A 25,379-nucleotide genomic window follows, 5' to 3' on the forward strand; every position below is an offset into this window, starting at 1 on the left:
CAGGCGTGATCCGCCGGACAGGCCCTAGGCCTGACCGGGATACGGCCCGGGCTCAGTCGGCGAACGTCGCCGCGAGAGCCTCCGCAAGCCCCGGGACCAGGTCCGAGCCGGTCAGGACCTCCGTCGGGGTGTCCTTCGCGCGCAGCCGCAGCGCCGACTCGCGGCCACCCTTGCGCAGCACGCCCACCGTCATCCGTACTTCCTGGCGGTCCGGGTGCTCGTCGACCCACTTCGTCAGCTGCGCCGCGCTCAGACCGTCCGGCACGGACGCCTCAGCCGACGGCGGCAGCATCAGACGCTCGACCGTGAGCGCGCAGCCGGCCACCGCGTCAGGCCAGGCGATCTTGCCGAGGAACTCGTCGAGCGGGGCGCCCGCAGGGAGTTCGTCCTGCTCGATGGGGGTCAGCGCACCGGCCGTCTCCTCACCGGTCAGGCCGAGCCGGTCGGCCAGACCCGGTTCCTGCGCACGCAGTTTGGCGGTGTCCACCAGGGCGAAGAGTCGGGCGGGCTGATCCCAGCCGAGACCGCCCACGTACTCGTCGATTTCGAGTACGGCACGGGTCAGCGGGCTCGCGGCCATCGGGGAGCCGGAGGCAGAAACATTCGACATGCGCCATATCCTGCCTGGTTCGCACCCCGGAACTGGAATCCGGCCGCCCCGGGCCGCCGTGAATCCACATCACGGATCGGAAACGCCAACCCGGGTCCGGGAACTGCGTAAAGCTTCAGTAAGTTGCACGAGTGGGCTCTACGATCGCGGAGCCCCCAAATCGACGCCGAACTTCGAGGTGCGCACCTTGGCTTTCCAGATGCCGGACCGCGGCTCAGGCCCCCCGTCGGGGCCACGGATCAGAGTGGGCCGTCCGTCCCGGCGTGTCCGCACCCTGCTCATGACGCTCGGCGTCCTCGCCGTGCTCGCCATGGCGTTCGTGATGTTCGCCGGGTTCTGGACGGACTGGCTGTGGTACCGGTCGGTCAACTACTCGTCGGTCTTCACGAAGACGCTGTGGACGAAGATCGGCCTGTTCACCGTCTTCGGCCTGCTCATGGCCGCCGCCGTCGGTGTCAACATCTGGCTGGCGCACCGGCTCCGGCCGCCGCTGAGCGCCATGTCGCTGGAACAGCAGAGCCTCGACCGCTACCGGATGGGCATCGCCCCGTTCAAGAAGTGGATCCTGCTCGCGATCACCGCGCTCGTCGGCCTGATCGCCGGTGCGTCCGCGGCGGGCCAGTGGCGTACGTGGCTGATGTGGGTGAACGGGGTGCCGTTCAACCAGAAGGACCCCCAGTTCGGCCTGGACGTGGCGTTCTACGCCTTCGACCTGCCCTGGTACCGCTTCCTGCTCGGCTTCGGCTTCGCGGCCGCCGTGCTCTCGCTGATCGCCGCCGCGCTCACGCACTACCTGTACGGGGGCCTGCGGGTCACCGGCGGTGCCCGCGCCACCTCGGCCGCGACCGGCCATCTCTCGGTGCTGCTCGGCCTGTTCGTGGCCCTCAAGGCCGTGGCGTACTGGCTCGACCGGTACGGGCTCGCGGTGAAGTCCAGTGACTTCAAGGCCACGGGCAACTGGACGGGTCTGCGCTACGTCGACGCCAACGCGTATCTGCCGGCGAAGACGATCCTGTTCTGCATCGCGGCGATCTGCGCCGTGCTCTTCTTCGCGACGCTGTGGCGCCGCACCTGGCAGCTCCCCGTCATCGGCTTCGGCCTGATGGTGCTCTCGGCGATCCTGATCGGCGGCCTCTACCCGGCCATCGTGCAGAAGTTCCAGGTCGAGCCGAACGAGCAGGCCAAGGAGCAGGAGTACATCGAGAAGAACATCGAGGCCACGCGCAAGGCGTACGACATCGATGGCACCCAGATCTCCGACTACGGAGGCAAGGGCAAGACCGGTGGCTCCGACGCCGCCAAGGCCGACCAGCGCAAGCAGGCCGACACACAGGCCAGTTACCGCCTGATCGACCCCAATGTCGTGGGCCCGACGTTCGACCAGCTCGAGCGCAAGCGCAAGTACTACCAGTTCCCGACCACGCTCGACGTCGACCGCTACAACGTCGACGGCAAGGAGCAGGACACCGTCATCGGTCTGCGCGAGCTGGACCTCGACGGCATCCCGAAGCGGAACTGGATCAACGACCACTTCACCTACACCCACGGCTACGGCGCGGTGACGGCGAAGGGCACCGAGACCGACCCCAACGCCGACCCGGCCGGCTCCCCTGACTTCACGGACAAGGGCCTGCCGACCAAGGGCCAGCTGCCCTCGTACGAGCAGCGGATCTACTACGGCGAGAAGACCGAGCAGTACTCGATCGTCGGCGGTCCGCAGAAGGAGCTCGACTACGAGTCGGACGGCGAGAAGACCACCAGCTACGAAGGCGACAGCGGGGTCAACCTCTCCAACCCGGTCAACCGTGCGGCGTACGCGGTCGCGTTCAGCGAGCCGCAGATCATGTACTCGGGAGCGATCGGTGAGGGTTCGCGGATCCTCTACAACCGCACGCCCAAGGAGCGCGTCGAGGCGGTCGCCCCGTGGCTGACCATCGACGGTGACGCCTACCCGGCCGTGATCAAGGGCAAGATCCAGTGGATCGTCGACGCGTACACGACGACGAACGGCTATCCGTACGCGTCCCGTACGACCCTCGGCGACACCACGGCCGACTCGCTCACGGCGGCCAACAACCAGCGCGCGGTGGTGGCCCAGCAGAACCAGGTCAACTACATCCGCAACTCGGTGAAGGCCACCGTCGACGCGTACGACGGCACGGTGAAGCTGTACCAGTGGGACGACAAGGACCCGGTCCTCAAGACGTGGATGAACGCGTTCCCGGGCACCGTCGAGAAGAAGAGCGCCATCTCGGCCGAGCTCAAGGACCACATGCGCTACCCGCAGGACCTGTTCAAGGTCCAGCGCGAGCTGCTCACGCGGTACCACGTCGAGGACCCGCGCCAGTTCTACTCCGGTTCGGACGTCTGGCAGGTGCCGGACGACCCGACCAACAAGGAGAAGAACGCGGTCCCGCCGTACTACCAGAGCCTGAAGATGCCGCAGAAGGGCAAGACGGCCGAGCAGCTGGAGCAGAAGTTCTCGCTGACGACCACGTTCACGCCCAACGGACGGCCCAATCTCCAGGCGTTCATGGCGGTCGATGCCGATGCCACGAGCAGCGAGTACGGGACGATAAGAGTCCTCAACGTGAAATCGGACGTACCGGGACCCCAGCAGTTCCAGTCCGAGCTCAACGGCAACAACGAGGTCGCGACCTTCGTCCGTGACCTCAGAGGCACCGACTCGGACATCGTCTACGGCAATCTCCTGACGATCCCGATCGACGACGGCTTCCTCTACATCGAGCCCGTCTACGTGAAGGGCGGCAGCGCCAACTATCCGCTTCTGAAGAAGGTCGGCGTCTCGTACACGGGCGCGCGTGACCCCGTCTTCAGGGACACGCTGGCGGAGAGCTTCGACGCGGTCTTCGGTGCGCAGGGCCAGGATCCGGAGGATCCGCCCAAGGAGGACCCGGACAAGCCCACACCGCCGCCCTCCAGCGATCCGACGGTCAAGGAGGCGCTCGACGAGGCGCAGAAGGCCTTCGACGAGGCGGACAAGGCGCTGAAGGAAGGCGACCTCTCGGGCTACGACGAGGCCATGAAGAAGGCCGAGGAGGCCGTCCAGCGGGCGGTCGAGGCCGAGGGCAAGGCCCGCAAGGAGGACTGAGCAGGTCAGAGCACCACCTCGCGCCGTGGTACGGTTTTGGCACAACGGCGCGGGGTGGAGCAGCTCGGTAGCTCGCTGGGCTCATAACCCAGAGGTCGCAGGTTCAAATCCTGTCCCCGCTACTGAACGACCTAGGCCCGGATTCCGTAAAGGAATCCGGGCCTTCGTCATGTCCGGGCTCATGTCCGCGCTCATGTCCGGGACCCGGCCGGCCCGTCGCACTCATGTCCCTTGAACGTGGGGGCAGTTGGCAACCCCGCGTGTGACAACTGCGCCATGCGGGGGGAGTTGGCAGAACTGTGTTTGACTTGTCTCCCTGTGGGCATGTCGACAAAACGCTGAAGTGACCTCACGGGTCGGGGTATACCAGGTGTACCCGGGTTGCAGGTGGTGCGACGATGGAAACTATGGGGGACAGGGCAACTCTGTTGGAGACAGGGCGACTTCCGCAGTCGGCCGACCGGGAGGATCCGGCCACGGCCGTCGATGAAGCACGTCATCGCGAGGCTGCCGCATGCGGCGACATCGCCTCGATGAGCGTGCTCGGCTCCCTGCTCCTGCGCCGCGGCGACCTCGATGGCGCCGAACCGTATCTCCGCAGAGCCACCGCGGACGGCGACCGTGCCGCCGCCAACAATCTCGGGGTCCTGCTGCACCAGCGCGGCCATGCCGACGAGGCGGCCGGCTGGTGGCGGATCGCCGCCGTGGCCGGCTCCTCCGCCGCCGCGCACGCGCTCGGCCGCCACCACCGCGAGCGCGGTGACGAGCCCGCCGCCGAGTACTGGCTGCGCCAGTCCGCCGAGCAGGGCCACGCCCTCGGCGCCTACGCGCTCGCCGACCTCCTGGAGCACCGCAGCGACGTCGGCGCCGAGCGCTGGATGCGCGCCGCCGCCGAGCACGGCCACCGCGAGGCCGCCTACCGGCTCGCGCGCGCCCTGGAGCGCCGCGCCGCCGAGACCCGCGGCGTCCCGACCGCCACGGATTCCGGCGCGGAGCGCGAGAGCGCCGAACCCGACACCGGCAGCCGGATCCTCGGCGGCAGCCTGCTCGCCGAGGCCGAACAGTTCTACCGGCAGGCCGCCGCGCGCGGGCACCGCCGGGCCGCGCTGCAGCTCGGCGCGATCCTGGAGCGCCGCGGCGACCTCAAGGAGGCGGGCCGCTGGTACCTCACGTCCGCGAAGGACGGCGAGGCGCGCGCAGCCTGCGCGCTCGGGTTCCTGCTGCGCGACGCGGGTGACGAGGACAACGCTGCCGTGTGGTGGCTGAAAGCCGCCCAGGACGGAGACGGCAACGCGGCCAACGCGCTCGGCGCGCTGCACGCGGAGCGCGGCGAGACCCAGACCGCCGAGCGCTGGTACCGCGCCGCCATGGACGCGGGCGATGTGAACGGCGCGTACAACCTCGGTCTGCTCTGCGCCGAGCAGAAGCGCAGCCGGCAGGCCGAGCAGTGGTACCGCCGTGCCGCGTACGCCGGGCACCGCGAGGCGGCCAACGCGCTCGCCGTCCTGCTGATGCAGGCCGGTGACGCCTCGGGCGCCGAGCCCTGGTTCTCCAAGGCGGCCGAGGCGGGCAGCGTCGACGCGGCCTTCAACCTCGGCATCCTCTACGCGGGCCGGGACGAGGAGCCCGTCGCCTTCGAGTGGTACGAGCGGGCCGCCGCGGCCGGGCACACCGAGGCCGCGCTGCAGGTCGGCATCGTGCTGCTGCGCGAGGGTGACCAGCAGGCCGCCGAGCGCCATCTGCGCTGCGCGGCGGGCGGCGGCAGCGCCGAGGCCGCGTACCGGCTGGCCACCGTGCTCGACCGCGGGCCGCGCGAGGACGTGATCCTCGGCGAGGCCGCGGGCGGCAAGACCGAGTGCGAGGAGTGGTACGAGCGGGCGGCCGAGCTGGGGCACCGGCGGGCGCAGGTCCGGGTGGGCACGTTCGCCGCGGCCCGCGACGACGTGGTCGCCGCGGCGCGCTGGTACCGGGCCGCGGCCGAGGCGGGCAGCCTCGGCGGCGCGTTCAACCTCGGTCTGCTCCTGGCCCGCGAGGGCGCCGAGCCGGAGGCGCTGGTCTGGTGGACGCGCGCGGCCGACGCGGGCCACGGCCGCGCGGCCCTGCGCCTGGCCCTGCTCTACGCGCGTCGTGGCGATCTCCCCGAGGCACAGAAGTGGTGCGCAAAGGCCGTCTCGAACGGCCCGCCGGAGGTAACGGAACGCGCGGCCCGCCTGAGCGAGGCCCTCCAGCAGGAACTCACTGCGTGACGCTCGGGGTGCCCCGGGGTAACCAATTTGCACCGGCCCACCACCGTCCCGTACAGTCATATTCACCGACGCGGGGTGGAGCAGCTCGGTAGCTCGCTGGGCTCATAACCCAGAGGTCGCAGGTTCAAATCCTGTCCCCGCTACTGAAGGCCAAGGGCCCGGATCCTCAGGATCCGGGCCCTTGGTCGTATCCGCACCGCTCCGTCACAGCTTGTGACCGACCGCCTCCGCGTAGAACGAGCGGTCGACCGCATCCGACTCCGGCACCCGGTCACCCTCCGCGACCCCGGCCTCCTCGTACGCGTCCTGCAGCCGGTCCGTCGTGCCCTTGCGGATCTCCCAGTCCATCCGCAGCGACGGCGTCGCCTTCACCACCGACTCGTCGATCTTCAGGAGCTTCGCCAGCTCCGTCACGAAGGCCGGGTCCGACTTGTAGTCGTCCGCGAAGTACGTGTTGACCGTACGGACATAGGCGCGCAGGAAGGCCACCCCGGCGTCCTTGTCCTTGGTGAGCAGATTGGGGCCGAACAGCGCGCCGCCCAGCGGCTCGCCGAGCGGCTGCCCGCCGAGGAAGGCGAACGTGTCGTTGCCGTCGACCTTCTTCCACACGGGGTCGAGCAGCCAGGCCGAGTCGACCCCGCCGTTCTCCAGGGCGGTCAGCACGTCCGCCGAGCCGAGCTGGCGGAAGTCGACCTTGTCGAGCCCGCCGCCGTGCTTCGTCAGCGCCTTGCTCATGGGGTACGCGATGACGGAGCCCTTGCCGATCAGCGTGCCCATCGTGCGGCCGGCCATCGGCACCTTCTCGGCGCTCTCGCCGTCCTTGAGGCGCACCCACAGGCCGCTCTTGGACTCGGGTGCGGGGCCGAAGTTGGAGGCCACCCACTTGATGTCGAAGCCGCCGTTGATGCCGTTCATCACGGCCGCCTCGGGCGCCGCCCACTGGACGTCGATCTCGCCCTTGGCGAGCAGCGGCAGGGCGTCCGGCGTGGGCAGGACCTTCAGCTCGACGTCCAGGCCCTCCTTCTTGAACTCGCCCTTCTCGACGGCCATTTGGAGCGGCGCCACGTACTCGGCGCTCAGCGTGCCGGTCGCCACGACCAGCTTGCGCTCCTTCTTCAGCTTCTGCGGGGCCGGTGCCCCCTTCTCGCAGCGTGCGGGCTCGCGGTCCTCGGCGAGATCGGCCGGATCCGTCCAGCTGCCCTCGCCGCAGCCCTCGACGGCCTTGATGTCACGCGGCCCGGAGGCCGACGCGGGCGGCGCGTCGTCCTCCTTGGCGCAGCCCGTCGACGCGAGCAGAGCGCCCGCGAGCAGCAGGACAGGGAGTGTCTTACGCAGGTGCATGGGTCAGTGCCTCCGTACGCACAGAAGAGAACTCAGGACTGGCCGCGGCCGCGGTCGCGCGGCGCCCAGGGGGTGAGGAACCGGCCCGCGACGCGGACCAGCTCGGAGAAGACGACGCCGAGGACGGCGACGCAGACGATGCCGACGAACATCACGTCGTTCTGGAAGAGCGCCCGGGACTCGAAGATCAGCTTGCCGAGACCGCTGTCCGCGGCGATGGACTCGGAGGCGACGATCACCAGGACGGCGACGCCCGCCGCGATCCGCGCGCCGACCAGGACGGCGGGCAGGGACGCGGGCAGCAGGACGTGCCGGAACATCTGCCAGGGCGAGGCCCCGAAGACCTGGCCCGCGTCGCGGTGCCCGGACGGTACGGCGAGCACCGCGGCCATCGTGGAGATCCAGACGAAGAAGAACACGGTCGCGGCGACCAGGGCGATCTGCGGTCCCTCGCCGAGCCCGAACATGTTCAGGAAGATCGGCAGCAGCGCCAGCTTCGGCACGACGTACAGCGCGTCGAGGAGGGGCTCAAGGGCCGCCCGTACCAACGAGAGCGAGCCCATGAGCAGGCCGAGGACGTACCCCGCGATCGTGCCGATCGCGTAGCCGGCCAGGACGCGCTTGAGCGTGGCCCAGACGTCCGGCCACAGGTCGCCGTCGGCCGCGCGCTCCCAGCCGTCCTCGATGATCGTCTGCGGGGCCGGGTAGATGCGGTCGTCGATCCAGCCCTGGACGGCGGCCAGCTGCCACAGCAGGACCAAGGCCACCGGGACCGCGATGGCCAGCGAGATCTCCAGGGTGCGCCGGCGGCGGTAGGTGCGGGCGGGCCGCAGTTCCTGCGGGCCCGGTTTGCGGACGAGGAGGCCGTCCTCGGTCCGCGGGGTCTTGGTGAGACTCATACCGGCACCGCCTCCGTCCGCACCTCGCCACGCAGGAGTTCCCACAACTCGCTCTTCAGGGCCGTGAATTCAGGGGTGTCGCGGACGGTGCCGGAGCGCGGCCGTTCGAACGGCGGGCGCCGTTCGGCGATCACCCGGCCGGGGCGCGCGGACATCACGAGCACCCGGTCGCCGAGCACGATCGCCTCCTCCAGGCTGTGCGTGATGAAGAGGGTCGTGGTGCGCGTGGTCTGGGTGAGCTCCAGCAGCTCGTCCTGGAGGATCGTGCGCAGCTGGGCGTCGAGCGCGGCGAACGGCTCGTCCATCAGCAGGATCTCCGGCTCGACGGCGAGAGCGCGGGCGATGGCGACGCGCTGGCGCATCCCGCCGGAGAGCGCGGAGGGGTAGGCGTCGGCGAAGTCGGCCAGGCCCATCCGCCGCAGCCAGTCGCGGGCGCGGGCATCGGCCTCCTTGCGCGGGACGCGCTGGATGTCCAGGCCGAAGCGGACGTTGGCGAGGACGGTCTTCCAGTCGTAGATGCCGTAGTCCTGGAAGATCATCGCGGCCGGACGCGGGTCGGCCGTGCGTATCTCCAGCGTGCCCGCGCTGGGCCTGAGCAGCCCGGCCGCGATCCGCAGGAGCGTGGACTTGCCGCAGCCGGAGGGTCCGACGATGCAGGTGAACTCGCCCGGGGCGACGGCGAGATCCACCGGCCCGAGCGCGTTCACCTGCTTCGGGCCGCGTCCGAAGGTGCGGGTGAGGTCGGTGGCGTGGAGCTTGGGCGGCGGGGTGGTGGTCCGTGGCGGGGGTGCATGGGGTGGGGTCGGGTGCGGGTCTCCCACGGGATCTCCTTGCGGAATTTCCTTGCGGAATCTTCCGGATCGGGCGCTGGAAGCGACGGGTTTCGGCCGCCGATGACAATATGACGACCCGTCAGATTCGGGAAGGGGTCGGAGTCATACGGAGGGCGAGGCGCACGGGAGATCGCGGACACGCAAAAGCCCCCTGCGTAAGGGACGCAGGGGGCTCGGGGCGTACGAGAGGCTAGGCGCCGGCGCAGTCCGGGCAGATGCCCCGGTAGGTGACCTCGACGTTGGAGATCGTGAAGCCGAATCGCTCCGAGTCGGGCAGGTCCGACAGCGGGTTCCCCGCCGGGTGGACGTCCCGGATCGCACCGCAGCGCGCACACACCAGGTGCTGGTGGGGGCGGTGGGCGTTGGGGTCGTACCGCTTGGCGCGGCGGTCCGTGGCGACCTCGAGGACCTCGCCGAGCGAGACCATCTCGCCGAGCGTGTTGTAGACGGTGGCCCGGGAGATCTCCGGCAGCCGGTCCGCGGCGCGCGCGTGCACCTCGTCGGCGGTCAGGTGCATGTGGTCCCCGTCGAGGACCTCGGCCACGACGCGCCGCTGCGCGGTCATGCGCCAGCCGCGTCCGCGCAGGCGTTCCAAAAGGTCACTCATGGGCCGAACCCTAACAGCTCAAGGGTCCTTGGTCCCGATTGGGTATGACTTTGGAACGCTCACCGCCTTGGACCGGGTCCAAGACGGTGAGCGCAGGCCGGCGGGCCGGTGGACCGGCCCGGCGGGCTCAGCCGGCGGCGAGCGTGGTCGAGTGGCGTCGGCTGGGTGCCCAGCAGCGGATGATGTCGCGGACGGAGACGATGCCGACCGGTTCGCGGTCGTCGAGCACGATCAGATGGCGGAAGCCGCCGTGTGCCATGGCTTCGGCGGCGTCCTGGAGGGTCCAGGCCGGTGCCGCGTAGACGACGTCGGTGGTGGTGTGGCGCCCGGCGGTCTCGTAGTCGGGGTTCTGGCCGGAGCCGAGGGAGTTGAGGATGTCGCGTTCGGTGAGGATGCCGATCCCGTCGGCGTCGACGTCGAGGACGACGGCCGCGCCGACGTGGCGTGCGGACATCAGCCGGGCGGCCTGGCGGAGGGTGTGGTCGGGGCCGATGGTGAGGACCATCGTGCTCATGGCGTCACGGACGAGCATGGGCTGAAGCCACCTCCTAGTCGTGGATCCACGCTCTTAGAGAATGGATTCACAAGTTCACAATGTGGGGGTAGGCTCAGGGTGGCAGGTCAAGAGTTGGTCAACAAGGGGGAGTGCGCGGCCAGTTGAGGGCGTGCGGGAAGCACGCCTCCTGACCCTTGCGTCCTCAGTACTGCTGGTTCAGATACCCGAGCAGCTCGTCGTGGAGCAGTCCGTTGGACGCCGCCGCGTTCCCGCTGTGCGGACCCGGCTGCCCGTCGAGGCCGGTGAACGTGCCGCCCGCCTCCGTCACCACGATCGCGCACGCCGCCATGTCCCACAGCGACAGCTCGGGCTCGGCGCAGATGTCGATCGAGCCCTCGGCGACCATCATGTACGGCCAGAAGTCGCCGTATCCGCGCGTGCGCCACACGGCCCGCGACAGTTCGAGGAACCCGTCGAGCTGCCCCCGCTCCTCCCAGCCGGTCAGCGAGGAGTAGGCGAACGAGGAGTCCTCGATGCGGCGCACGTCGGAGACGTGCAGCCGGCTCGCCGAGGACAGGCTGCGTCCCGTGTACGCGCCCGCGCCCTTCGCGGCCCACCAGCGGCGGTTGAGCGCGGGCGCCGAGACGACCCCGACGACGGGCTGGTAGCCGCCCTCGCCCGCCTCCATCAGGGAGATCAGCGTGGCCCAGACCGGCACGCCGCGGACGTAGTTCTTGGTGCCGTCGATCGGGTCGATCACCCAGCGGCGCGGGCCCGTGCCCTCGATGCCGTACTCCTCGCCGAGGATCGCGTCGCGCGGCCGCGCCCGCTGGAGCTGGCCGCGGATCAGCTCCTCGGCGGCCTTGTCCGCCTCGCTGACCGGCGTCATGTCCGGCTTGGTCTCGACCTTGAGGTCGAGGGCCTTGAACCGGTCCATGGTGGTGCGGTCCGCGGCGTCGGCGAGGACATGGGCGAGACGCAGATCATCGTGGTAGTCGGGCATGGTCGAACAGTAGCGATCGCGTCCGCCGGGGACCACAGGACCCCTGGACGCGTGGCTCCGGGGCTTCCGCGCCCTCTTGACAGTACGCAGAGGCGCGTCAACGCTCCCCATAGCAGCCCTGCAGGGGAGGCGATCATGCCCGCAGCACGGGAGTCCTTGCTCGAAGCGGCGTCCACCGCGCTCCGGCGCAGACCGTGGCCGACAGTCCGGATGGTCGACGTGGCCGCCGACGCCGGGGTCTCGCGGCAGACCCTGTACAACGAGTTCGGCTCCAAGGACGGCCTCGCCCGCGCGCTCGTACGGCGTGAGACGGACGCGTATCTGGCCGGTGCGGACCGGGCGCTCACCGAGGGAGGGCTGCCTTCGCTCGCCGAGTGGACGGTCGGCTCAGCCCGTACGAACGCGGTGATACGGGCTGTCCTCACCGGCTGCTGGAGCCCGCGGCTCCCCGCGCCCGGGCTCGCTGCGGTGCCGTCGACGTCCACGGTGCCCGCCCAGCGCCGCGCCGACGGGCCGCTGCCGACGCCCGCCGAACTCGTCGCGCTCGTACGGGAGCGTGCGGCGGCGCTGCGGGGCGGGCCAGGGCTCGCGAAGGAGGAGGCGTTACGGACGCGCCACGAGTGCGAACTCGCCCTGCGCCTCGCCCTGTCGTGCGTGCTGGCGCCCGCGGGCGACGGCGGGGTGGGGCGGTTGGTGCGGGAGGCGCTGGAGGGGGCGGCGAGGCAGGCGGGGCGGTGAGCTCACCGCCTCAGTGCGCGCTTCCCCGACCGATGCGGTACGCGCTCCCCGACCGATTCAGTGCGCGCTCCCCGACAGCTGGAGGCCGATGACGCCCACGATGACCAGGGAGATCGACACCAGCTTCAGCGTGGAGACCACGTCGCCGAGGAAGATCATGCCGTAGATCGCGGTGCCGGCCGCCCCGATGCCCGTCCACACCGCGTACGCCGGGCCGACGTCCAGGCGCTTGAGCGCGAGGGTGAGCAGACCGAAGCTGGAGAGCGCGAAGGCGGCGAACGAGATCGTCGGCCAGAGCCGGGTGAATCCGTGCGACAGCTTGAGGCAGACGGCGAAGCCGGTTTCCAGCAGTCCGGCGACGATGACCAGCAGCCACGCCATGGTGTACGCCTCCAGGAACTCGTCGACCGCGTCGTCTGTCTCGCTCGGCACTGCTCAGGCTTGGTGCGATTATGCACTTACCGGGACGCAGCGCGCGCAAACAAAGTTGAGGCAAAGTCGGCGCGGAGGCGAGGTCTTTCAGCCCGCCCCGGCCCGCCCCCGGCCAGTCCTGGCCCGCCGCGGCGCTCAGTCCCCGTCGCGCCGCTCGCGCGTCGCGAGCAGCCGGCGCAGCGAGTACAGCCGCGCCGGGTCCGCGTGCCCCTCCTCGACCCAGGCGTCGAGCGCGCAGTCCGGTTCGTCGTGGCTGCAGGCGCGCGGGCAGCCCTCGGTGCCGGGCTCCAGGTCGGGGAACGCGTGGATGACCCGGGACGGGTCGACGTGGTGCAGGCCGAAGGACCGTACGCCCGGGGTGTCGATCACCCAGCCGCCCGCGCCCGCCAGCGGCAGTGCGAGCGCGGAGGTCGTGGTGTGCCGGCCGCGGCCCGTGACCGCGTTGACATGGCCGGTGGTGCGCTTGCGGTCCTCGGGCACCAGCGCGTTGACCAGGGTCGTCTTGCCCACGCCGGAATGGCCGACGAAGGCCGTCGTACGACCGGCGAGGAATTCCCGTACGCGCTCGGCCGCATCGCCGTTCTCCAGCTCCTCGCGGCTGGTGACGACATGCGGGAAGTCGAGCGCCCCGTACGACTCCAGGATCTTGTCCGGCGGCGCGAGGTCCGACTTCGTGAGGACGAGGAGCGGTTCGAGGCCCGCGTCGTACGCGGCGACGAGACAGCGGTCGATGAGGCGCGGGCGCGGCTCGGGGTCGGCGAGGGCCGTGACGATGGCGAGCTGGTCGGCGTTGGCGACGACCACGCGCTCGTACGGATCGTCGTCGTCGGCCGTGCGGCGCAGGACCGAGCTGCGTTGCTCGATCCGGACGATGCGCGCGAGCGTGTCCTTCTTGCCGGACAGATCACCGACGAGGGCGACCCGGTCGCCGACCACCGCGGCCTTACGGCCCAGCTCACGGGCCTTCATCGCGATGACCGCGCGGTCTTCGACCAGACAGGTGAGCCGGCCGCGGTCCACGGTGAGGACCATGCCCTCGGCCGCGTCCTCGTGCTTGGGGCGGATGTTCGTCCGCGGCCGGGTGCCCTTGCGGCCCGGACGCTGGCGGATGTCGTCCTCGTCGGTGTGCTTGCCGTAGCGACGCATGGCGCTGTGTCCCCTACGCCCCGGCCGCCCCGGTCAGCATCCCGGTCCACAGGGCGGGGAAGTCGGGCAGGGTCTTCGCGGTGGTCGCCACGTTCTCGATCTCCACGCCGTCCACGGCGAGACCGATCACCGCGCCGGCCGTGGCCATGCGGTGGTCGTCGTACGTGTGGAAGATCCCGCCGTGCAGGCGGCGCGGGCGGATGTGCAGTCCGTCGGCGGTCTCGGTGACATCACCGCCGAGCTCGTTGATCTCCTTGGTGAGCGCGGCCAGGCGGTCCGTCTCGTGCAGCCGCAGGTGCGCCACACCGCGCAGCGTGGAGGGGGAGTCGGCCAGGGCCGCGACGGCCGCGATGCCGGGGGTCAGCTCGCCGACCTCGCTCAGGTCGATGTCGATGCCGTGGATCTGGCCGGAGCCGGTGAACACCAGGCCCTGGTCGGTGAGTTCACAGCTGCCGCCCATCTCCGTGAAGATCTCGCGCAGCGCGTCGCCGGGCTGGGTGGTGTGCGCGGGCCAGTCCGGGATGGTCACGCGGCCGCCGGTGACCAGGGCGGCGGCGAGGAACGGCTGCGCGTTGGACAGGTCCGGCTCGACGACCAGGTCGCGGCCGAGCAGGGCGCCCGGCGTGACCCGCCAGACGTTCGGCTCGCCGCCGGTCTCGGGCTCGTCGACCTGGACGCCGACGGCGCGCAGCATGTCGACGGTCATCCGGATGTGCGGCATGGAGGGAAGCCGCTCGCCCGTGTGCCGTACCTCGACGCCCTGGTTGAAGCGGGCGCCGGACAGGAGCAGGGCGGAGACGAACTGCGAGGAACTGCTGGCGTCGATCTCGACCGTGCCGCCTTCGAGGGCCCCGCTGCCGTGGACCGTGAGGGGGAGCGCGCCCCGGCTGTCGTCGTCGATGCGGGCGCCGAGCGCGCGCAGGGCGTCGATCACGCCGTGCAGCGGACGTTCGTACGAACGCGGGTCGCCGTCGAAGCGGATGGGGCCGTCGGCGAGCGTGGCGACGGGGGGCAGGAAGCGCATGACGGTGCCCGCGTTGCCGACGTCGACCGTGGCGGGCCCGGCCAGGCCCGCGGGGATCACCCGCCAGGCCTCGCCGGAGCCGTCGGGGCCGACGCCCTCCTCGATGCCGACGCCGAGGGCGCGCAGGGCCTCCGCCATGAGCACGGTGTCGCGGCTGCGCAGCGGACGGCGGATCCAGCCGGGCTCGGCGGCGAGGGCGGCCAGGACGAGGGCGCGATTGGTGACCGACTTGGATCCGGGCACGTGGACCGTGGTGTCGATGGCGCCGCTCGCGTGGGGGGCGGGCCAGAGGGTGGTGTGCGCGGGGGTTTCGGTCATGCGCCCACTTTAGTGGGGGTGGGTGGGGTGCGTTTTCGGGCGCGGGCCGGTGGGGGTGCGGGTGGGTCCGAAACCAGCTGGCCGGAACCAGAAGCCGGGCCCGGAGCCGGAACTAGAACAGCGTCCCTTCCTCCGGCCCCTCCAGCTCCTTCAGGAGCTCCGGCCCGTTGTTGCGTACATTGCTGACCGCCGTCGACACCGGGAACGCCCGCATCAGGCCCTCCGGGGGCGGGGCCAGGAGCGGCTGGAGGTCGTGGAGGTCCGTGTGGGACGGGTCGAGCCAGGAGTCCCAGCGGTCCGGGGTGAGCATCAGGGGCATGCGCGGGTGGATGTCCGCCAGGGACTGCGGGCCCTCCGCGGGGGCGACGCCCAGCGGGCCGGTCTCCGCCTCGGTCGTGATGACCGAGCACGTGACCCACCACGCCAGCGGGTGGTCGTCGGCGAGCGTGCGGTCGCGCCAGAATTCGTAGAGGCCCGCCATCGCGAAGACCGAACCGTCGGCCGGCGTCACGAAGTACGGCTGCTTGCGCGGCCGCTTCTTCTTGCCCTCGACCTCCAGGTCGCGCTCGGATGCGGCGGTGACCCACTCGTAATAGCCGTCCGCCGGGATGATGCAGCGCCGCGAGGTGAAGGCCTTGCGGTACGAGGGCTTCTCGTGAACCGTCTCCGCGCGCGCGTTGATCATCCGCGCGGCACCCTCCGGCGACTTCGCCCACGACGGCACGAGCCCCCACTTGAGCTTGCGCAGCTGGCGAACCGGACGCGGGGACTCGGCGTCTTTCACAGGACGGTCGAGTACGACGTAGACCTCTTTGGTGGGGGCCACGTTGTAGTCGGGCTCCAGAGTCTCCTCGGGGTCCCACGTCTCGACCTCGAAGATCGTCGCCAGGTCCTCGGGCTTACGACTCGATGCATACCGTCCGCACATACGTGCCACACTGCCAGATCACCCCCGTCCAGAGGAGCCCGGTCCGCAGATGCACAGCCTCGCCGCACCGGCCACCGTCGCCGCCTCGTCCCTGGCCGACCTCTGGGACCGCGTCTTCGGCACCCAGCCCGACCCCGAGCAGTGGCTCGTCGTGGTCACGGGTGTGGTGGCGCTCGGCGCGATCCTGCCGCGTCAGCTGTGGCTGATCCTGCGGAACGCGATCACCATCGCGCACGAGGGCGGCCACGGGCTCGTGGCGCTGCTCACCGGCCGCAAGCTCGAAGGGATCCGGCTGCACAGCGATACCAGCGGGCTGACGGTGAGCCGCGGCAAGCCGCACGGGATCGGCATGATCCTCACCGCGGCCGCGGGCTACACCGCACCTCCGCTGCTCGGCCTCGGCGGCGCGTGGCTGCTCGCCGCGAACCACATCACCGCCCTGCTGTGGCTGGCCACGGCGCTGCTCGTCGCGATGCTCGTGATGATCCGCAACGCGTACGGGGCGGTCACGGTGATCGTCACCGGCGGTGCGTTCCTGCTGATCTCCTGGCTCGCGAACCCCGACGTCCAGGCCGCCTTCGCGTACGTCGTCGTCTGGTTCCTGCTCCTCGGCGGTGTCCGCCCGGCGTTCGAGCTCCAGTCGAAGCGCCGGCGCGGGGGTGCGCCCGACTCGGACGCCGACCAGCTGTCCCGCCTGACCCACGTACCGGCCGCGCTCTGGTTCTTCTTCTTCCACGCGGTCTCGCTCGCCTCGCTGATAGGCGGCGGGCGGTGGCTGCTCGGCTGGTGACGCCGCCCGTACGAAGATGAGCGGGTGACCACCACCAAGACCACCGAGACCGTCGAGACGGACGCCGGGACCGCCCGCATCACCTGGCACCGCGCCAAGAACGCCGACTTCGTGCTCGCCGTCAGCCATGGCGCCGGGGGCGGCATCGAGGCCCGGGATCTGCAGGCCCTCGCCGCCGAACTCCCGCAGCACGGCGTGACCGTCGCCCTCGTCGAGCAGCCCTGGCGCGTGGCCGGGAAGAAGGTGGCGCCCGCGCCCAGGACGCTCGACGTCGGATGGCGGGGGATCTGGCCCGCGCTCGCGAAGAAGAAGCTCCCCGTCATCTCCGGCGGCCGCAGCGCGGGAGCCCGTGTCGCCTGCCGCACCGCGCAGGAACTCGGCGCCGCCGCCGTCCTCGCGCTCAGCTTCCCGCTGCATCCGCCGGGCAGGCCCGAGAAGTCCCGCGCCGAGGAGCTCCTGGGCGCCGGCGTCCCCACGCTCGTCGTGCAGGGCGGCAACGACCCCTTCGGGAAGCCCGAGGAGTTCCCCGAGGGGACGTACGACCTGACCGGGATCCCGTACGGCGATCACAGCTTCGGCATTCCGAAGCGGGCCGAGCTCGGACAGGACGAGGCAGTGGGACTCATCACACAGGCGGTCATCGAGTGGATCAAGCGGCTGCGGGAATGTTGAGCGCTCTACGAGGGTTGTGAAAGGCGTCGGTACAAGACGAAGTGGAAGGTGTTCGCCGTAATGGGATCTGTCGCCTGCCCCAGCCGCACCAGTGCCTCCGACATGGAGCGGGAGCTGCTGGCCGCGGCCAAGACCGCCCCTATCCGGGCGGCGGGCGGACCGGTTGGTCGTCTATCCTCCGATTCGGGCAGGGCCGCACTCGGTTCTGCGACGACGCTTGAGGAGGTGGGTCCGGTCACCGGTACCGACGAGGGCCACACGGAGGACACCGCAGCGGAGTCGACGGCCCGGCGCAACGCCCGCTTCGAGCGGGACGCGCTGGAGTTTCTCGACCAGATGTACTCCGCCGCGCTGCGGATGACGCGCAACCCCGCGGACGCGGAGGACCTGGTGCAGGAGACGTATGCCAAGGCGTACGCGTCCTTCCACCAGTTCCGTGAGGGCACCAACCTCAAGGCGTGGCTGTACCGCATCCTCACCAACACCTTCATCAACTCGTACCGCAAGAAGCAGCGCGAACCCCTGCGCAGCGCCTCCGAGGAGATCGAGGACTGGCAGCTCGCGCGCGCCGAGTCCCACATGTCCACGGGGCTGCGCTCCGCCGAGTCGCAGGCGCTCGACCACCTGCCGGACTCGGACGTGAAGGAAGCGCTGCAGGCGATCCCCGAGGAGTTCCGCATCGCCGTGTATCTCGCGGACGTAGAGGGCTTTGCGTACAAGGAGATCGCGGACATTATGGGGACACCCATCGGTACGGTGATGTCCCGCCTGCACCGGGGACGGCGCCAGCTGAGGGGCATGCTCGAGGACTACGCGCGCGAGCGCGGACTCGTACCCGCGGGTGCGTCGGATGCGACGAACGGAACGAAAGGCTCGGGCTCATGAGCTGCGGAGAGCACCACGAGACGGAGTGCTCCGAGGTCCTGGACCATCTCTATGAGTTCCTGGATCACGAGATGCCCGACTCCGACTGCACCAAGTTCGAGGTGCACTTCGAGGAGTGCTCCCCGTGCCTGGAGAAGTACGGGCTCGAGCAGGCCGTGAAGAAGCTGGTCAAGCGGTGCTGCGGGCAGGACGACGTGCCCTCGGACCTGCGCGCCAAGGTCATGGGCCGGATCGACCTGATCCGCTCGGGCCAGGCCGTGCCGGAGCACGATCTGCCGGTGTCGGCGGACCGTCCAGCCGAGGCCTAGCACCTGTCGGCACCTGCCCGGCCGATGACGCCCGGCTGCCTCGCGTACGCGAACTGGCGTCCAATACCACACAGTTGACCGGCCGCGGCCTCCCTCCAGGGAAGCCGCGGCCGTCTGTCACCCGTTGGCGCTAATCCGCGCCCTCGTGACCGGCTGATTCCCCCGATCCCGTCCCCCTGGCACCGCCCGCCGCTCTATTCTCCGGAACCTGTACGGGTGTGAAGTACGGGGGAGGAGATCGTCATGCGGCCGGTGCCTGTCCCGGCGCGCCTGCTCATCGCCGTGACCGCGCTCGGGGGAGCGGCCTGTGTGCTCCCCGTCCTCACGCTGCCCGGCATCCGCTGGGGCGCCGTCGCCCTGCTCGCCGCGCTGTACGCGCTGTGCGAGTGGCTCACGCGCTGCCCCCTGCTCGGGGAGCGGGCGCCGCGCTCCATGGGCGCGTTCTTCCCGGTGCTGCTCGCCGCGATCTTCCTGCTGCCCCCGCCGGCCGCAGCCCTCGCCGCCGTACCGGGCGCGCTGCTCGGCCGGGTCGAGCAGCGGCCGGTCGCGCCCCGGCGGATCTGGCGCGCGGGCCAGCTCGCGCTCGCCTGCTGGTGCGCGGGCCAGACGCACCGCTCGCTCGGCGGCCGCGCCTCGCTGGGCGCGGCCGGCGCCCCCGACTTCCCGTACGCACTGCTGCCCGCCGCCGCGGCCGCCGCGGTCTTCTGCCTGGTGATGGCGGTGCTCGACGGCGTCATCCTGGCAGCCGTCGGCGGCAGCGGCCGCCGGCTCGCGGCGTTCGTACGCGGCGGGGGCGGGAACTTCGCGGGCTCGCTCGCCCCCACGCTCGTGCACGGGCTCGCGGGCCTGATGATGGCGGTGCTCTGGGTCAGTCCGTACGGGCCCGTGGCCGCGCTGCTCGTCCTGCTGCCCATGTACATCTCGTACTGGGTCTTCGAGCAGTACCACCGCGAGCGCACCGCCCACCAGGCCACCATCCGGGCCCTCGTGCAGGCCGTGGACATCAAGGACGAGTACACCCGCGGGCACAGCGAGCGGGTCGGCAAGGCGTCCGTGCTCATCGCGCGCGAGCTGGGGATGGCGGACGAGCGCGTGGAGGTGCTCCGCTTCGCCGGCATCCTGCACGACGTGGGCAAACTCGGCGTCCCCACCCGCCTGTTGCGCAAGGACGGACCGCTCACGCCCGAGGAGCGCCGGGTCATCGAACTGCACCCCGAGTACGGGCACGAGATGGTCCGCGGCATCGGCTTCCTCGGCGAGGCGCGCACGGCGATCCTGCACCATCACGAACGGCTCGACGGCAGCGGCTACCCGTACGGCCTGGTGGGCCGGCAGATCCCGGAGTTCGCCCGGGTCGTGGCCGTCGCCGACGCCTTCGACGCGATGACCTCGACCCGTTCCTACAGCCGCGCACGGCCCGTGGCGAAGGCGCTCGCCGAACTGAAGCGGTGCGCGGGCAAGCAGTTCGACCCGCAGATGGTGCGGGCCCTGGCGCGCGCGCTCGAACGGCACGGCTGGCACCCGTCCGTCACCTCGGACGAGCAGCACCCGGCGATCCTTCCGGCGCAGCTGCGGCCGGTGCCGCGCGAGACCCCCACGGGCACGGCCCCGTGACGCGGGCGCACGGCTCGCCCGTGATCGTCGCCGCGGCGGGTGCCGCGGGCGTGCTCGCGGCCGTCGCGCTCGGGCACACACTCTGGTTCGGCCTGGCCGAGCGGGGCATCGCGCTCGCCTTCGGAATCCTCATCGCCGTCGGTGAGCTGGCCCGCTGGGGCGGGCGGGACGTCCCGGGCGCGGTGGCCCGCGAGCCCGCACCGCTCGGCGCCGCCGGGGCGCTGGCGTACGCACTGCTCGGCGAGAGCGGCGGGGCGCCCACGCACCACGGCGTACTGCAGATCGTCGCGGTGGTCGCCGCGGCCACGCTCGCCGGGGCCGTCCCGCACGTGGCGCTCGGCCGCGGCCCCTCCCTCGACCATCTCGTACGGCGCGTCCTGTCCGTCGGCTTCGCCGCGGTCTGCTTCCAACCCCTATACAACTCCGGGGAGTTGAAGGGGCTGATCGGTGTCGGTCCCTGGTACGCGCTGTGGATCGTCGCCGTCCTGATGCTCACCTCGCTCTTCGACGCGGTCGTCTCCGCGGCCCTGCTGCGGGCCCGCACCCACTGGCCGTACGGCCCCGTGCTCCGCGACGAACTGCGGGCGCTCGTCGGCATCGGCTCGGCGGTCGGGGCGACGGGCGCGGTGATGTCGCTCGCCGTCGCGGTCGCCGGACTGTGGGCGCTGCCCGTCTTCAGTGCCCCGCTGCTCCTCACCCAACTGGCCTTCCGGCGGTACGCGGCCGTCCGTACGACCTACCGCCAGACCATCACCTCCCTGGCCCGGGCCACCGAGATCGCGGGCTACACCCCCGCCGGGCACGCGCGCCGGGTCGCGGCGCTCAGCTGCGCGGTCGGCCGCGACCTGGGGCTCTCCGAGGCGGATCTCACCGTCCTCGAGTACGCCGCCCTGATGCACGACATCGGACAGCTCTCCCTTGTCGACCCGATACCGGCGGGCGCGACGGCGCTGCTGCCCGCGGTGGAGCAGCGCCGGATCGCGCTGCTCGGCGGTGCGGTGGTGCGGCAGACGGGCGTCCCCTCGGACGTCGCGGTGGTCGTGGAGCGCCAGGCGGACCCGTTCCGCGACCAGCCGCTCACGGCCCGTATCGTCCGCGCGGCCAACGCCTACGACGAGCTGTCACGCTCCAGCGGACCGGGCGGAGTCCTCACGGCACTGGAACGGCTGCGCCTGGGGACGGGGCATGACTACCACCCCCGTGTGGTGGAGTCGCTGTCCCGTGTGGTGGGGCGGGCCGCATGAGGTCCGGAAACGGGCTGCGTGCAGGTCCCCCGACCCGGGTAACCCATGGGTAATGAGCGGGGCTCCAACCCGGCATGGTTGGATGCGAATGTACGCAGAAACGGCACAGCACACACCGGCGAAAAAGGGACCGCAGGCGGGAATCGTGAGGATCTTCGGCAAGGGACGGCACCGGCCCTCCGCCTCATGGCGGCAGGCCACCGACCGTGCGTTCACGCTCATCGGCGACGGCCGGTACGAGGACGCCGGCGCGCTGCTCACGCGCGCCGCGGACCTGGAGCCCTGGCTGTCCGAGTCCTGGTTCAACCTCGCGCTGCTGCACAAGTTCCGGCACGACTGGGAGCAGGCGCGGGCCGCCGGACTGCGCGCCGTCGCCCTCCTGGACCGCGAGACCGGCGCCCCTGACTGGTGGAACGTCGGCATCGCCGCCACCGCCCTGCAGGACTGGCCGCTGGCCCGGCGTGCCTGGCAGGCGTACGGCCTGAAGGTCCCCGGCGGCGCGGTCGCCGCGGGCGAGCCGCTCGGCATGGACCTGGGCAGCGCCGCCGTCCGTCTCTCGCCCGAGGGCGAGGCCGAGGTGGTCTGGGGCCGCAGGCTCGACCCCGCCCGGATCGAGGTCCTCTCCATCCCGCTGCCCAGCTCCGGCCGCCGCTGGGGCGAGGTCGTGCTGCACGACGGGGTGCCGCACGGCGAGCGCACCACCGCCTCGGGCCAGTCCTTCCCCGTCTTCGACGAGATCGAGCTGTGGGCGCCCTCGCCCGTACCGACGTGGGTGGTGCTCCTGGAGGCCGCCACCGAGGCGGACCGGGACGCCCTGGAGAAGCTGGCCTCCGACGCCGGGTTCGCCGCCGAGGACTGGTCCTCGTCGGTGCGGCTGCTCTGCCGTATGTGCTCCGAGTCCCGGATGCCCTCCGACGAGGGCGACGGCGAGCACCTCGACCCGCACGACCACAGCGAGCCCGGCCACCCGGGACCGCTCGGCCATCGCACGGCCGGCGCCCTGTGGGTGCCGGAGCGCGAGTGCGGGATCGCGGCGCCGCCCGGGCTCGTCCGGGGGCTGCTCGACGGCTGGGTCGCGGACAGTCCGGACTCGCGGGACTGGCGGGACCTCGAAGAGGTCTGCTGACCCGCACCGCGTGACCGGTCCGCACCGCGTGACCGTCCGGTCCGTGGGACCGTGCGCCGCCGGGCCCCGTAGGCTTGGTGTCCATCACATGGCATGTCGAGGAAGGCGTACGGCGGAATGAGTGACCAGCAGCAGGCAACTGAGCATTCGGCGGTTCTCCCGGTCGACGACGAGGGCTACGTCATCGACACGGAGGACTGCGAGGAGCGCGAGGCGGCCTACCGCGAGCGGGGCACGTTCCGCCCGATCACGGTCGTCGGCAACCCCGTTCTGCACAAGGAGTGCAAGGACGTCACGGAGTTCGACGACGAGCTCGCGAAGCTCGTGGACGACATGTTCATGAGCCAGCGGGTCGCCGAAGGCGTGGGTCTGGCCGCGAACCAGATCGGCGTCGACAAGAAGGTCTTCGTCTACGACTGCCCCGACGACCAGGGCGTCCGTCACACGGGTGTGGTCGTGAACCCCGTGCTCACCGAACTCCCGGCCGACCGGCGGGTCCTCGACGACAACAACGAGGGCTGCCTGTCCGTCCCCACCGCGTACGTGTCGCTGGCGCGGCCCGACTACGCCGAGGTCACCGGGCAGGACGAGAAGGGCAACCCGATCAAGGTCCGCGGCACCGGCTACTTCGCGCGCTGCCTGCAGCACGAGACGGACCACCTGTACGGGTACCTGTACATCGACCGGCTGTCGAAGCGGGACCGCAAGGACGCGCTGCGGCAGATGGAGGAGGGGACGCCTCGCTACGAGGTGGTTCCCAACGCGTAGGCGTTCTCCGGGTGGGGGCGGGCGCGTGAGCCCCGCCCCCACCCGCTGCCGTCTCAGACGCCGGCCGGGCTGAAAGGCATCGGCCCCCGGAACGTCCTCCGGTACGCGTTGGGTGTCGTGCCCAGCGCGCGCAGGAACTGGTGGCGCAGCGCCGCCGCGGTGCCGAAGCCCGTACGGCCCGCGATCGTGTCCACCGTCTCGTCGCCCGACTCCAGCAACTGCTGTGCGAGCAGCAGCCGTTGGCGCAGCAGCCAGCGGTACGGCGTCGTCCCCGTCTCCTCCTTGAAGCGGCGCGCGAACGTCCGCGGCGACATCAGCGCCCGCTCCGCGAGCTGCTCGACCGTGATCTCCTCGTCGAGATGCCGCTCCATCCACGTCAGCACCCCGCCCACGGTGTCGCAGGGTGTCCGGGGCAGCGGCCGCGCCACGAACTGCGCCTGCCCGCCGTCCCGATGGGGCGGTACGACCATGCGGCGCGCTATCGCGTTGGCGACCTCCGTGCCGTGCTCGGTGCGCACGATGTGCAGACAGGCGTCGATCCCGGCGGCCGTGCCCGCCGAGGTGATCACCGGCCCCTCGTCCACGTACAGCACATCGGGCAGCACCTTGGCCCGCGGATGCCGGATCGCCAGCTCCTGCGCGTGCTTCCAGTGCACCGCGCACTCCCGCCCGTCGAGCAGGCCCGCCGCCCCGAGCACGAACACCCCCGAGCACACGGACAGGATCCGCGCGCCCCGGTCCACTCCGCGGCGCAGCGCGTCGAGGAGCTCCGGCGGATAGGCGCGGTTCACATACGCCTGCCCCGCGGGCACGGCGATCAGATCGGCCTCCTCCAGACGCTCCAGGCCGTGTTCCACGTGGACCGAGAAGCCCGCGTGCGTGGAGAGTTCGGGACCCTCGGCGGAGGCCACGGCGAAGTCGTAGACGGGCAGGCCCTCGTCGCTGCGGTCGAGGCCGAACACCTCGCAGACGACGCCGAGTTCGAAGGGATGGACCCCGTTCAGGAGCACTGCTGCAACGTTTTGAAGCATGTCTGCCAGTGTGCCGCGTGACTGGCAGGAAATCGAGGGTGCGCGGCAGTCCTGCCACTGACCGTGCGCGGCCGTGCGCGGGATCGTAAGGGCATGACGACACAGACCCTCCTCGACTGGTTCACCTTCCTCGTCCTCTTCGCCCTCGTCGCGGGCCCCGCGCTCGCCGGGCAGGCCCGCGAGCGCCGGATCGACCGGCAGCTGCGGCAGGCCGAGCGGCGCGAGCTCGCCGCCGACGCGTCCGGCGCCACCGATGCGGCGGGCGCTGCCGGTGCCACCGACGCGGCCGGCGCCACGCCGTCCGCCCGCGTCAGCTACTCGCGCGCCGCGTAAACCGCTTGAGCCGCCCCGGCACCCGGGCGGCAGAATGCGGGCATGGACTTCACGATCAGGCCCGCACTGCCCGGCGAGTACGAAGCGCTCGGCGACCTCACCGTCCACGTCTACCTCGCCGACGGCCTGCTCGACTACGGCGAGGACGACCCGTACATCCCGACCCTGCGCGACGTGGCGGGCCGCGCCGCCACCTCCGACGTCCTCGTCGCCGTCGACGGCGAACAGCTGCTCGGCGGCGTCACGTTCGCGCGGTACGGGACCCCGCAGGCGCAGATCGCCCGTCCCGGCGAGGCCGAGTTCCGCGCCCTGGCCGTGGCCCACGCGGGCCGCGGACGCGGAGCGGGCGAAGCGCTCGTACGGGCCTGCGTCGACCGGGCGCGGGCGGCGGACTGCACCGGCGTCGCGCTCTCGACCCAGCACATGATGCACAGCGCGCACCGCATCTACGAACGCCTCGGCTTCGTCCGCACCCCGGACCGTGACTGGAATCCCCTCCCGGACCGGGACGACCTGCAGCTGCTCTCGTACGTCCTCACGTTCTAGGCCGAGTCCGCGAAGTCCCGCAGGCGCCCAACTCCCGCGCCACCCCGACCGGCAGCACATCGCGGCCCCGCCGACACAACATATGGGCATGCCGTCCGGGCGCGGCACAACATGTATGCTCATGCTCGCTGTCGTCGCAGGGGAATCCGGTGTGAATCCGGGACTGTCCCGCAACGGTGTTCAGGGCCCGCACAAGGGCCTTGGCGAGTCCGAGGACCTGCCGGCAGCGCGCCCGAGCCGACCGGTCCGGGCGCCGTTGACGTCCGGGCCTCGCGGAATGGGCCGGTGGACGCCGAGGGGTGCGCCCTGCCCGCGTACACCTCGTGCAC

At 71.3% G+C, this 25,379-nt stretch carries 25 protein-coding genes, 2 tRNA genes and 1 riboswitch; of the genes, 15 read left to right on the forward strand and 12 right to left on the reverse strand.

Annotation, left to right across the window (positions count from 1 at the left end; translation table 11 throughout):
* Window positions 1-52: 52 nt before the first annotated feature.
* Window positions 53-610 carry a PPA1309 family protein gene (locus tag ACIBI4_RS23460; RefSeq protein WP_399205948.1) on the reverse strand — a complete coding sequence of 186 codons (558 nt, stop codon included), beginning with the start codon at window positions 608-610 and terminating at the stop codon, window positions 53-55.
* A 199-nt stretch (window positions 611-809) separates the two neighbouring features.
* Here ACIBI4_RS23460 and ACIBI4_RS23465 point away from each other — a divergent pair, with 199 nt between their 5' ends.
* The 4 genes from ACIBI4_RS23465 to ACIBI4_RS23480 all read left to right on the forward strand — a co-directional run bounded on the left by ACIBI4_RS23465 (window position 810) and on the right by ACIBI4_RS23480 (window position 6,111).
* A complete protein-coding gene (locus ACIBI4_RS23465; protein ID WP_399206086.1) occupies window positions 810-3,722 on the forward strand; it encodes a UPF0182 family protein in 2,913 nt (970 codons plus the stop codon).
* A gap of 48 nt (window positions 3,723-3,770) precedes the next feature.
* Window positions 3,771-3,844 (forward strand) — tRNA-Met (locus tag ACIBI4_RS23470).
* Between the two features lie 276 nt (window positions 3,845-4,120).
* Entirely contained in the window at window positions 4,121-5,968 is a 1,848-nt protein-coding gene (locus tag ACIBI4_RS23475) for a tetratricopeptide repeat protein (RefSeq protein ID WP_399205949.1), read from the forward strand.
* A 69-nt stretch (window positions 5,969-6,037) separates the two neighbouring features.
* A tRNA-Met gene (locus tag ACIBI4_RS23480) sits at window positions 6,038-6,111 on the forward strand.
* Between the two features lie 61 nt (window positions 6,112-6,172).
* On the opposite strand, the gene ACIBI4_RS23485 is transcribed toward ACIBI4_RS23480, so the two are convergent.
* The 6 genes from ACIBI4_RS23485 to hisN all read right to left on the reverse strand — a co-directional run bounded on the left by ACIBI4_RS23485 (window position 6,173) and on the right by hisN (window position 11,147).
* On the reverse strand, window positions 6,173-7,309 hold the full coding sequence (locus tag ACIBI4_RS23485; protein WP_399205950.1) for an ABC transporter substrate-binding protein: 1,137 nt from the start codon (window positions 7,307-7,309) through the stop codon (window positions 6,173-6,175).
* A 32-nt stretch (window positions 7,310-7,341) separates the two neighbouring features.
* Entirely contained in the window at window positions 7,342-8,208 is an 867-nt protein-coding gene (locus tag ACIBI4_RS23490) for an ABC transporter permease (RefSeq protein WP_399205951.1), read from the reverse strand.
* Entirely contained in the window at window positions 8,205-9,029 is an 825-nt protein-coding gene (locus tag ACIBI4_RS23495) for an ABC transporter ATP-binding protein (RefSeq protein ID WP_399205952.1), read from the reverse strand. The genes ACIBI4_RS23490 and ACIBI4_RS23495 overlap by 4 nt, the downstream gene beginning before the upstream one ends.
* A 202-nt stretch (window positions 9,030-9,231) precedes the next feature.
* Entirely contained in the window at window positions 9,232-9,648 is a 417-nt protein-coding gene (locus ACIBI4_RS23500; RefSeq protein ID WP_399205953.1) for a Fur family transcriptional regulator, read from the reverse strand.
* A gap of 127 nt (window positions 9,649-9,775) precedes the next feature.
* Window positions 9,776-10,180, reverse strand: a complete 405-nt coding sequence (locus ACIBI4_RS23505; RefSeq protein ID WP_399205954.1) for a cyclic nucleotide-binding/CBS domain-containing protein — start codon at window positions 10,178-10,180, stop codon at window positions 9,776-9,778.
* Between the two features lie 166 nt (window positions 10,181-10,346).
* The gene (gene hisN, locus ACIBI4_RS23510) at window positions 10,347-11,147 is read right to left on the reverse strand and encodes a histidinol-phosphatase (RefSeq protein ID WP_399205955.1); all 801 of its coding nucleotides are present in this window, start codon (window positions 11,145-11,147) and stop codon (window positions 10,347-10,349) included.
* 132 nt (window positions 11,148-11,279) lie between these two features.
* On the opposite strand from hisN, the gene ACIBI4_RS23515 reads away from it, so the two are divergent.
* The gene (locus ACIBI4_RS23515; RefSeq protein ID WP_399206087.1) at window positions 11,280-11,885 is read left to right on the forward strand and encodes a TetR/AcrR family transcriptional regulator; all 606 of its coding nucleotides are present in this window, start codon (window positions 11,280-11,282) and stop codon (window positions 11,883-11,885) included.
* Window positions 11,886-11,942: 57 nt separating this feature from the next.
* On the opposite strand, the gene ACIBI4_RS23520 is transcribed toward ACIBI4_RS23515, so the two are convergent.
* The 4 genes from ACIBI4_RS23520 to ACIBI4_RS23535 form a co-directional block, all read right to left on the reverse strand.
* Entirely contained in the window at window positions 11,943-12,266 is a 324-nt protein-coding gene (locus ACIBI4_RS23520; protein WP_399206088.1) for a DMT family transporter, read from the reverse strand.
* A 186-nt stretch (window positions 12,267-12,452) separates the two neighbouring features.
* Complete coding sequence (rsgA, locus tag ACIBI4_RS23525; RefSeq protein ID WP_399205956.1) at window positions 12,453-13,463, reverse strand: ribosome small subunit-dependent GTPase A; 1,011 nt, start codon at window positions 13,461-13,463, stop codon at window positions 12,453-12,455.
* A 13-nt stretch (window positions 13,464-13,476) separates the two neighbouring features.
* Window positions 13,477-14,805 (reverse strand): 3-phosphoshikimate 1-carboxyvinyltransferase, encoded by a 1,329-nt coding sequence (gene aroA, locus ACIBI4_RS23530; RefSeq protein ID WP_399205957.1) that lies wholly within the window; start codon window positions 14,803-14,805, stop codon window positions 13,477-13,479.
* A gap of 112 nt (window positions 14,806-14,917) precedes the next feature.
* Window positions 14,918-15,733, reverse strand: a complete 816-nt coding sequence (locus tag ACIBI4_RS23535; RefSeq protein WP_399205958.1) for an SOS response-associated peptidase — start codon at window positions 15,731-15,733, stop codon at window positions 14,918-14,920.
* Window positions 15,734-15,782: 49 nt separating this feature from the next.
* Here ACIBI4_RS23535 and ACIBI4_RS23540 point away from each other — a divergent pair, with 49 nt between their 5' ends.
* The 8 genes from ACIBI4_RS23540 to def all read left to right on the forward strand — a co-directional run bounded on the left by ACIBI4_RS23540 (window position 15,783) and on the right by def (window position 23,140).
* Window positions 15,783-16,523 (forward strand): M50 family metallopeptidase, encoded by a 741-nt coding sequence (locus ACIBI4_RS23540; protein WP_399205959.1) that lies wholly within the window; start codon window positions 15,783-15,785, stop codon window positions 16,521-16,523.
* A 24-nt stretch (window positions 16,524-16,547) separates the two neighbouring features.
* Complete coding sequence (locus tag ACIBI4_RS23545) at window positions 16,548-17,195, forward strand: alpha/beta family hydrolase (RefSeq protein WP_399205960.1); 648 nt, start codon at window positions 16,548-16,550, stop codon at window positions 17,193-17,195.
* Between the two features lie 225 nt (window positions 17,196-17,420).
* Window positions 17,421-18,080: a sigma-70 family RNA polymerase sigma factor gene (locus tag ACIBI4_RS23550; protein WP_399205961.1), complete on the forward strand. Its 660-nt coding sequence runs from the start codon at window positions 17,421-17,423 to the stop codon at window positions 18,078-18,080.
* The gene (rsrA, locus tag ACIBI4_RS23555) at window positions 18,077-18,388 is read left to right on the forward strand and encodes a mycothiol system anti-sigma-R factor (RefSeq protein WP_399205962.1); all 312 of its coding nucleotides are present in this window, start codon (window positions 18,077-18,079) and stop codon (window positions 18,386-18,388) included. Before ACIBI4_RS23550 ends, rsrA begins: the two co-directional genes overlap by 4 nt.
* Window positions 18,389-18,631: 243 nt before the next feature.
* A complete protein-coding gene (locus ACIBI4_RS23560) occupies window positions 18,632-20,002 on the forward strand; it encodes an HD-GYP domain-containing protein (protein WP_399205963.1) in 1,371 nt (456 codons plus the stop codon).
* Window positions 19,999-21,246, forward strand: coding sequence for an HD-GYP domain-containing protein (locus ACIBI4_RS23565; RefSeq protein WP_399205964.1), 1,248 nt, complete (start codon window positions 19,999-20,001; stop codon window positions 21,244-21,246). The genes ACIBI4_RS23560 and ACIBI4_RS23565 overlap by 4 nt, the downstream gene beginning before the upstream one ends.
* A gap of 145 nt (window positions 21,247-21,391) precedes the next feature.
* On the forward strand, window positions 21,392-22,372 hold the full coding sequence (locus ACIBI4_RS23570; protein ID WP_399205965.1) for a tetratricopeptide repeat protein: 981 nt from the start codon (window positions 21,392-21,394) through the stop codon (window positions 22,370-22,372).
* Window positions 22,373-22,489: 117 nt separating this feature from the next.
* Window positions 22,490-23,140 (forward strand): peptide deformylase, encoded by a 651-nt coding sequence (gene def, locus ACIBI4_RS23575; RefSeq protein ID WP_399205966.1) that lies wholly within the window; start codon window positions 22,490-22,492, stop codon window positions 23,138-23,140.
* A gap of 53 nt (window positions 23,141-23,193) precedes the next feature.
* Here the strand turns inward: def and ACIBI4_RS23580 are convergent, their stop codons facing one another.
* Window positions 23,194-24,171, reverse strand: coding sequence for a helix-turn-helix domain-containing protein (locus tag ACIBI4_RS23580; RefSeq protein ID WP_399205967.1), 978 nt, complete (start codon window positions 24,169-24,171; stop codon window positions 23,194-23,196).
* A 93-nt stretch (window positions 24,172-24,264) separates the two neighbouring features.
* Here ACIBI4_RS23580 and ACIBI4_RS23585 point away from each other — a divergent pair, with 93 nt between their 5' ends.
* On the forward strand, window positions 24,265-24,504 hold the full coding sequence (locus ACIBI4_RS23585; protein ID WP_399205968.1) for a hypothetical protein: 240 nt from the start codon (window positions 24,265-24,267) through the stop codon (window positions 24,502-24,504).
* 42 nt (window positions 24,505-24,546) lie between these two features.
* The gene (locus ACIBI4_RS23590; RefSeq protein ID WP_399205969.1) at window positions 24,547-25,050 is read left to right on the forward strand and encodes a GNAT family N-acetyltransferase; all 504 of its coding nucleotides are present in this window, start codon (window positions 24,547-24,549) and stop codon (window positions 25,048-25,050) included.
* A gap of 108 nt (window positions 25,051-25,158) precedes the next feature.
* A riboswitch (cobalamin riboswitch) is annotated at window positions 25,159-25,290 on the forward strand.
* The last annotated feature ends 89 nt before the right edge of the window (window positions 25,291-25,379 follow it).

This window comes from Streptomyces sp. NPDC050418, from assembly GCF_044458745.1.
Lineage (GTDB): Bacteria > Actinomycetota > Actinomycetes > Streptomycetales > Streptomycetaceae > Streptomyces.

Coding starts and splice junctions, on each gene's coding strand:
- ACIBI4_RS23460 (WP_399205948.1), bottom strand. CDS start 610: ATGTCGAATGTTTCTGCCTCCGGCTCCCCGATGGCCGCGAGCCCGCTG.
- ACIBI4_RS23465 (WP_399206086.1), top strand. CDS start 810: ATGCCGGACCGCGGCTCAGGCCCCCCGTCGGGGCCACGGATCAGAGTG.
- ACIBI4_RS23475 (WP_399205949.1), top strand. CDS start 4,121: ATGGAAACTATGGGGGACAGGGCAACTCTGTTGGAGACAGGGCGACTT.
- ACIBI4_RS23485 (WP_399205950.1), bottom strand. CDS start 7,309: ATGCACCTGCGTAAGACACTCCCTGTCCTGCTGCTCGCGGGCGCTCTG.
- ACIBI4_RS23490 (WP_399205951.1), bottom strand. CDS start 8,208: ATGAGTCTCACCAAGACCCCGCGGACCGAGGACGGCCTCCTCGTCCGC.
- ACIBI4_RS23500 (WP_399205953.1), bottom strand. CDS start 9,648: ATGAGTGACCTTTTGGAACGCCTGCGCGGACGCGGCTGGCGCATGACC.
- ACIBI4_RS23505 (WP_399205954.1), bottom strand. CDS start 10,180: ATGCTCGTCCGTGACGCCATGAGCACGATGGTCCTCACCATCGGCCCC.
- hisN (WP_399205955.1), bottom strand. CDS start 11,147: ATGCCCGACTACCACGATGATCTGCGTCTCGCCCATGTCCTCGCCGAC.
- ACIBI4_RS23520 (WP_399206088.1), bottom strand. CDS start 12,266: ATGGCGTGGCTGCTGGTCATCGTCGCCGGACTGCTGGAAACCGGCTTC.
- rsgA (WP_399205956.1), bottom strand. CDS start 13,463: ATGCGTCGCTACGGCAAGCACACCGACGAGGACGACATCCGCCAGCGT.
- aroA (WP_399205957.1), bottom strand. CDS start 14,805: ATGACCGAAACCCCCGCGCACACCACCCTCTGGCCCGCCCCCCACGCG.
- ACIBI4_RS23535 (WP_399205958.1), bottom strand. CDS start 15,733: ATGTGCGGACGGTATGCATCGAGTCGTAAGCCCGAGGACCTGGCGACG.
- ACIBI4_RS23540 (WP_399205959.1), top strand. CDS start 15,783: ATGCACAGCCTCGCCGCACCGGCCACCGTCGCCGCCTCGTCCCTGGCC.
- rsrA (WP_399205962.1), top strand. CDS start 18,077: ATGAGCTGCGGAGAGCACCACGAGACGGAGTGCTCCGAGGTCCTGGAC.
- ACIBI4_RS23560 (WP_399205963.1), top strand. CDS start 18,632: ATGCGGCCGGTGCCTGTCCCGGCGCGCCTGCTCATCGCCGTGACCGCG.
- def (WP_399205966.1), top strand. CDS start 22,490: ATGAGTGACCAGCAGCAGGCAACTGAGCATTCGGCGGTTCTCCCGGTC.
- ACIBI4_RS23580 (WP_399205967.1), bottom strand. CDS start 24,171: ATGCTTCAAAACGTTGCAGCAGTGCTCCTGAACGGGGTCCATCCCTTC.
- ACIBI4_RS23585 (WP_399205968.1), top strand. CDS start 24,265: ATGACGACACAGACCCTCCTCGACTGGTTCACCTTCCTCGTCCTCTTC.
- ACIBI4_RS23590 (WP_399205969.1), top strand. CDS start 24,547: ATGGACTTCACGATCAGGCCCGCACTGCCCGGCGAGTACGAAGCGCTC.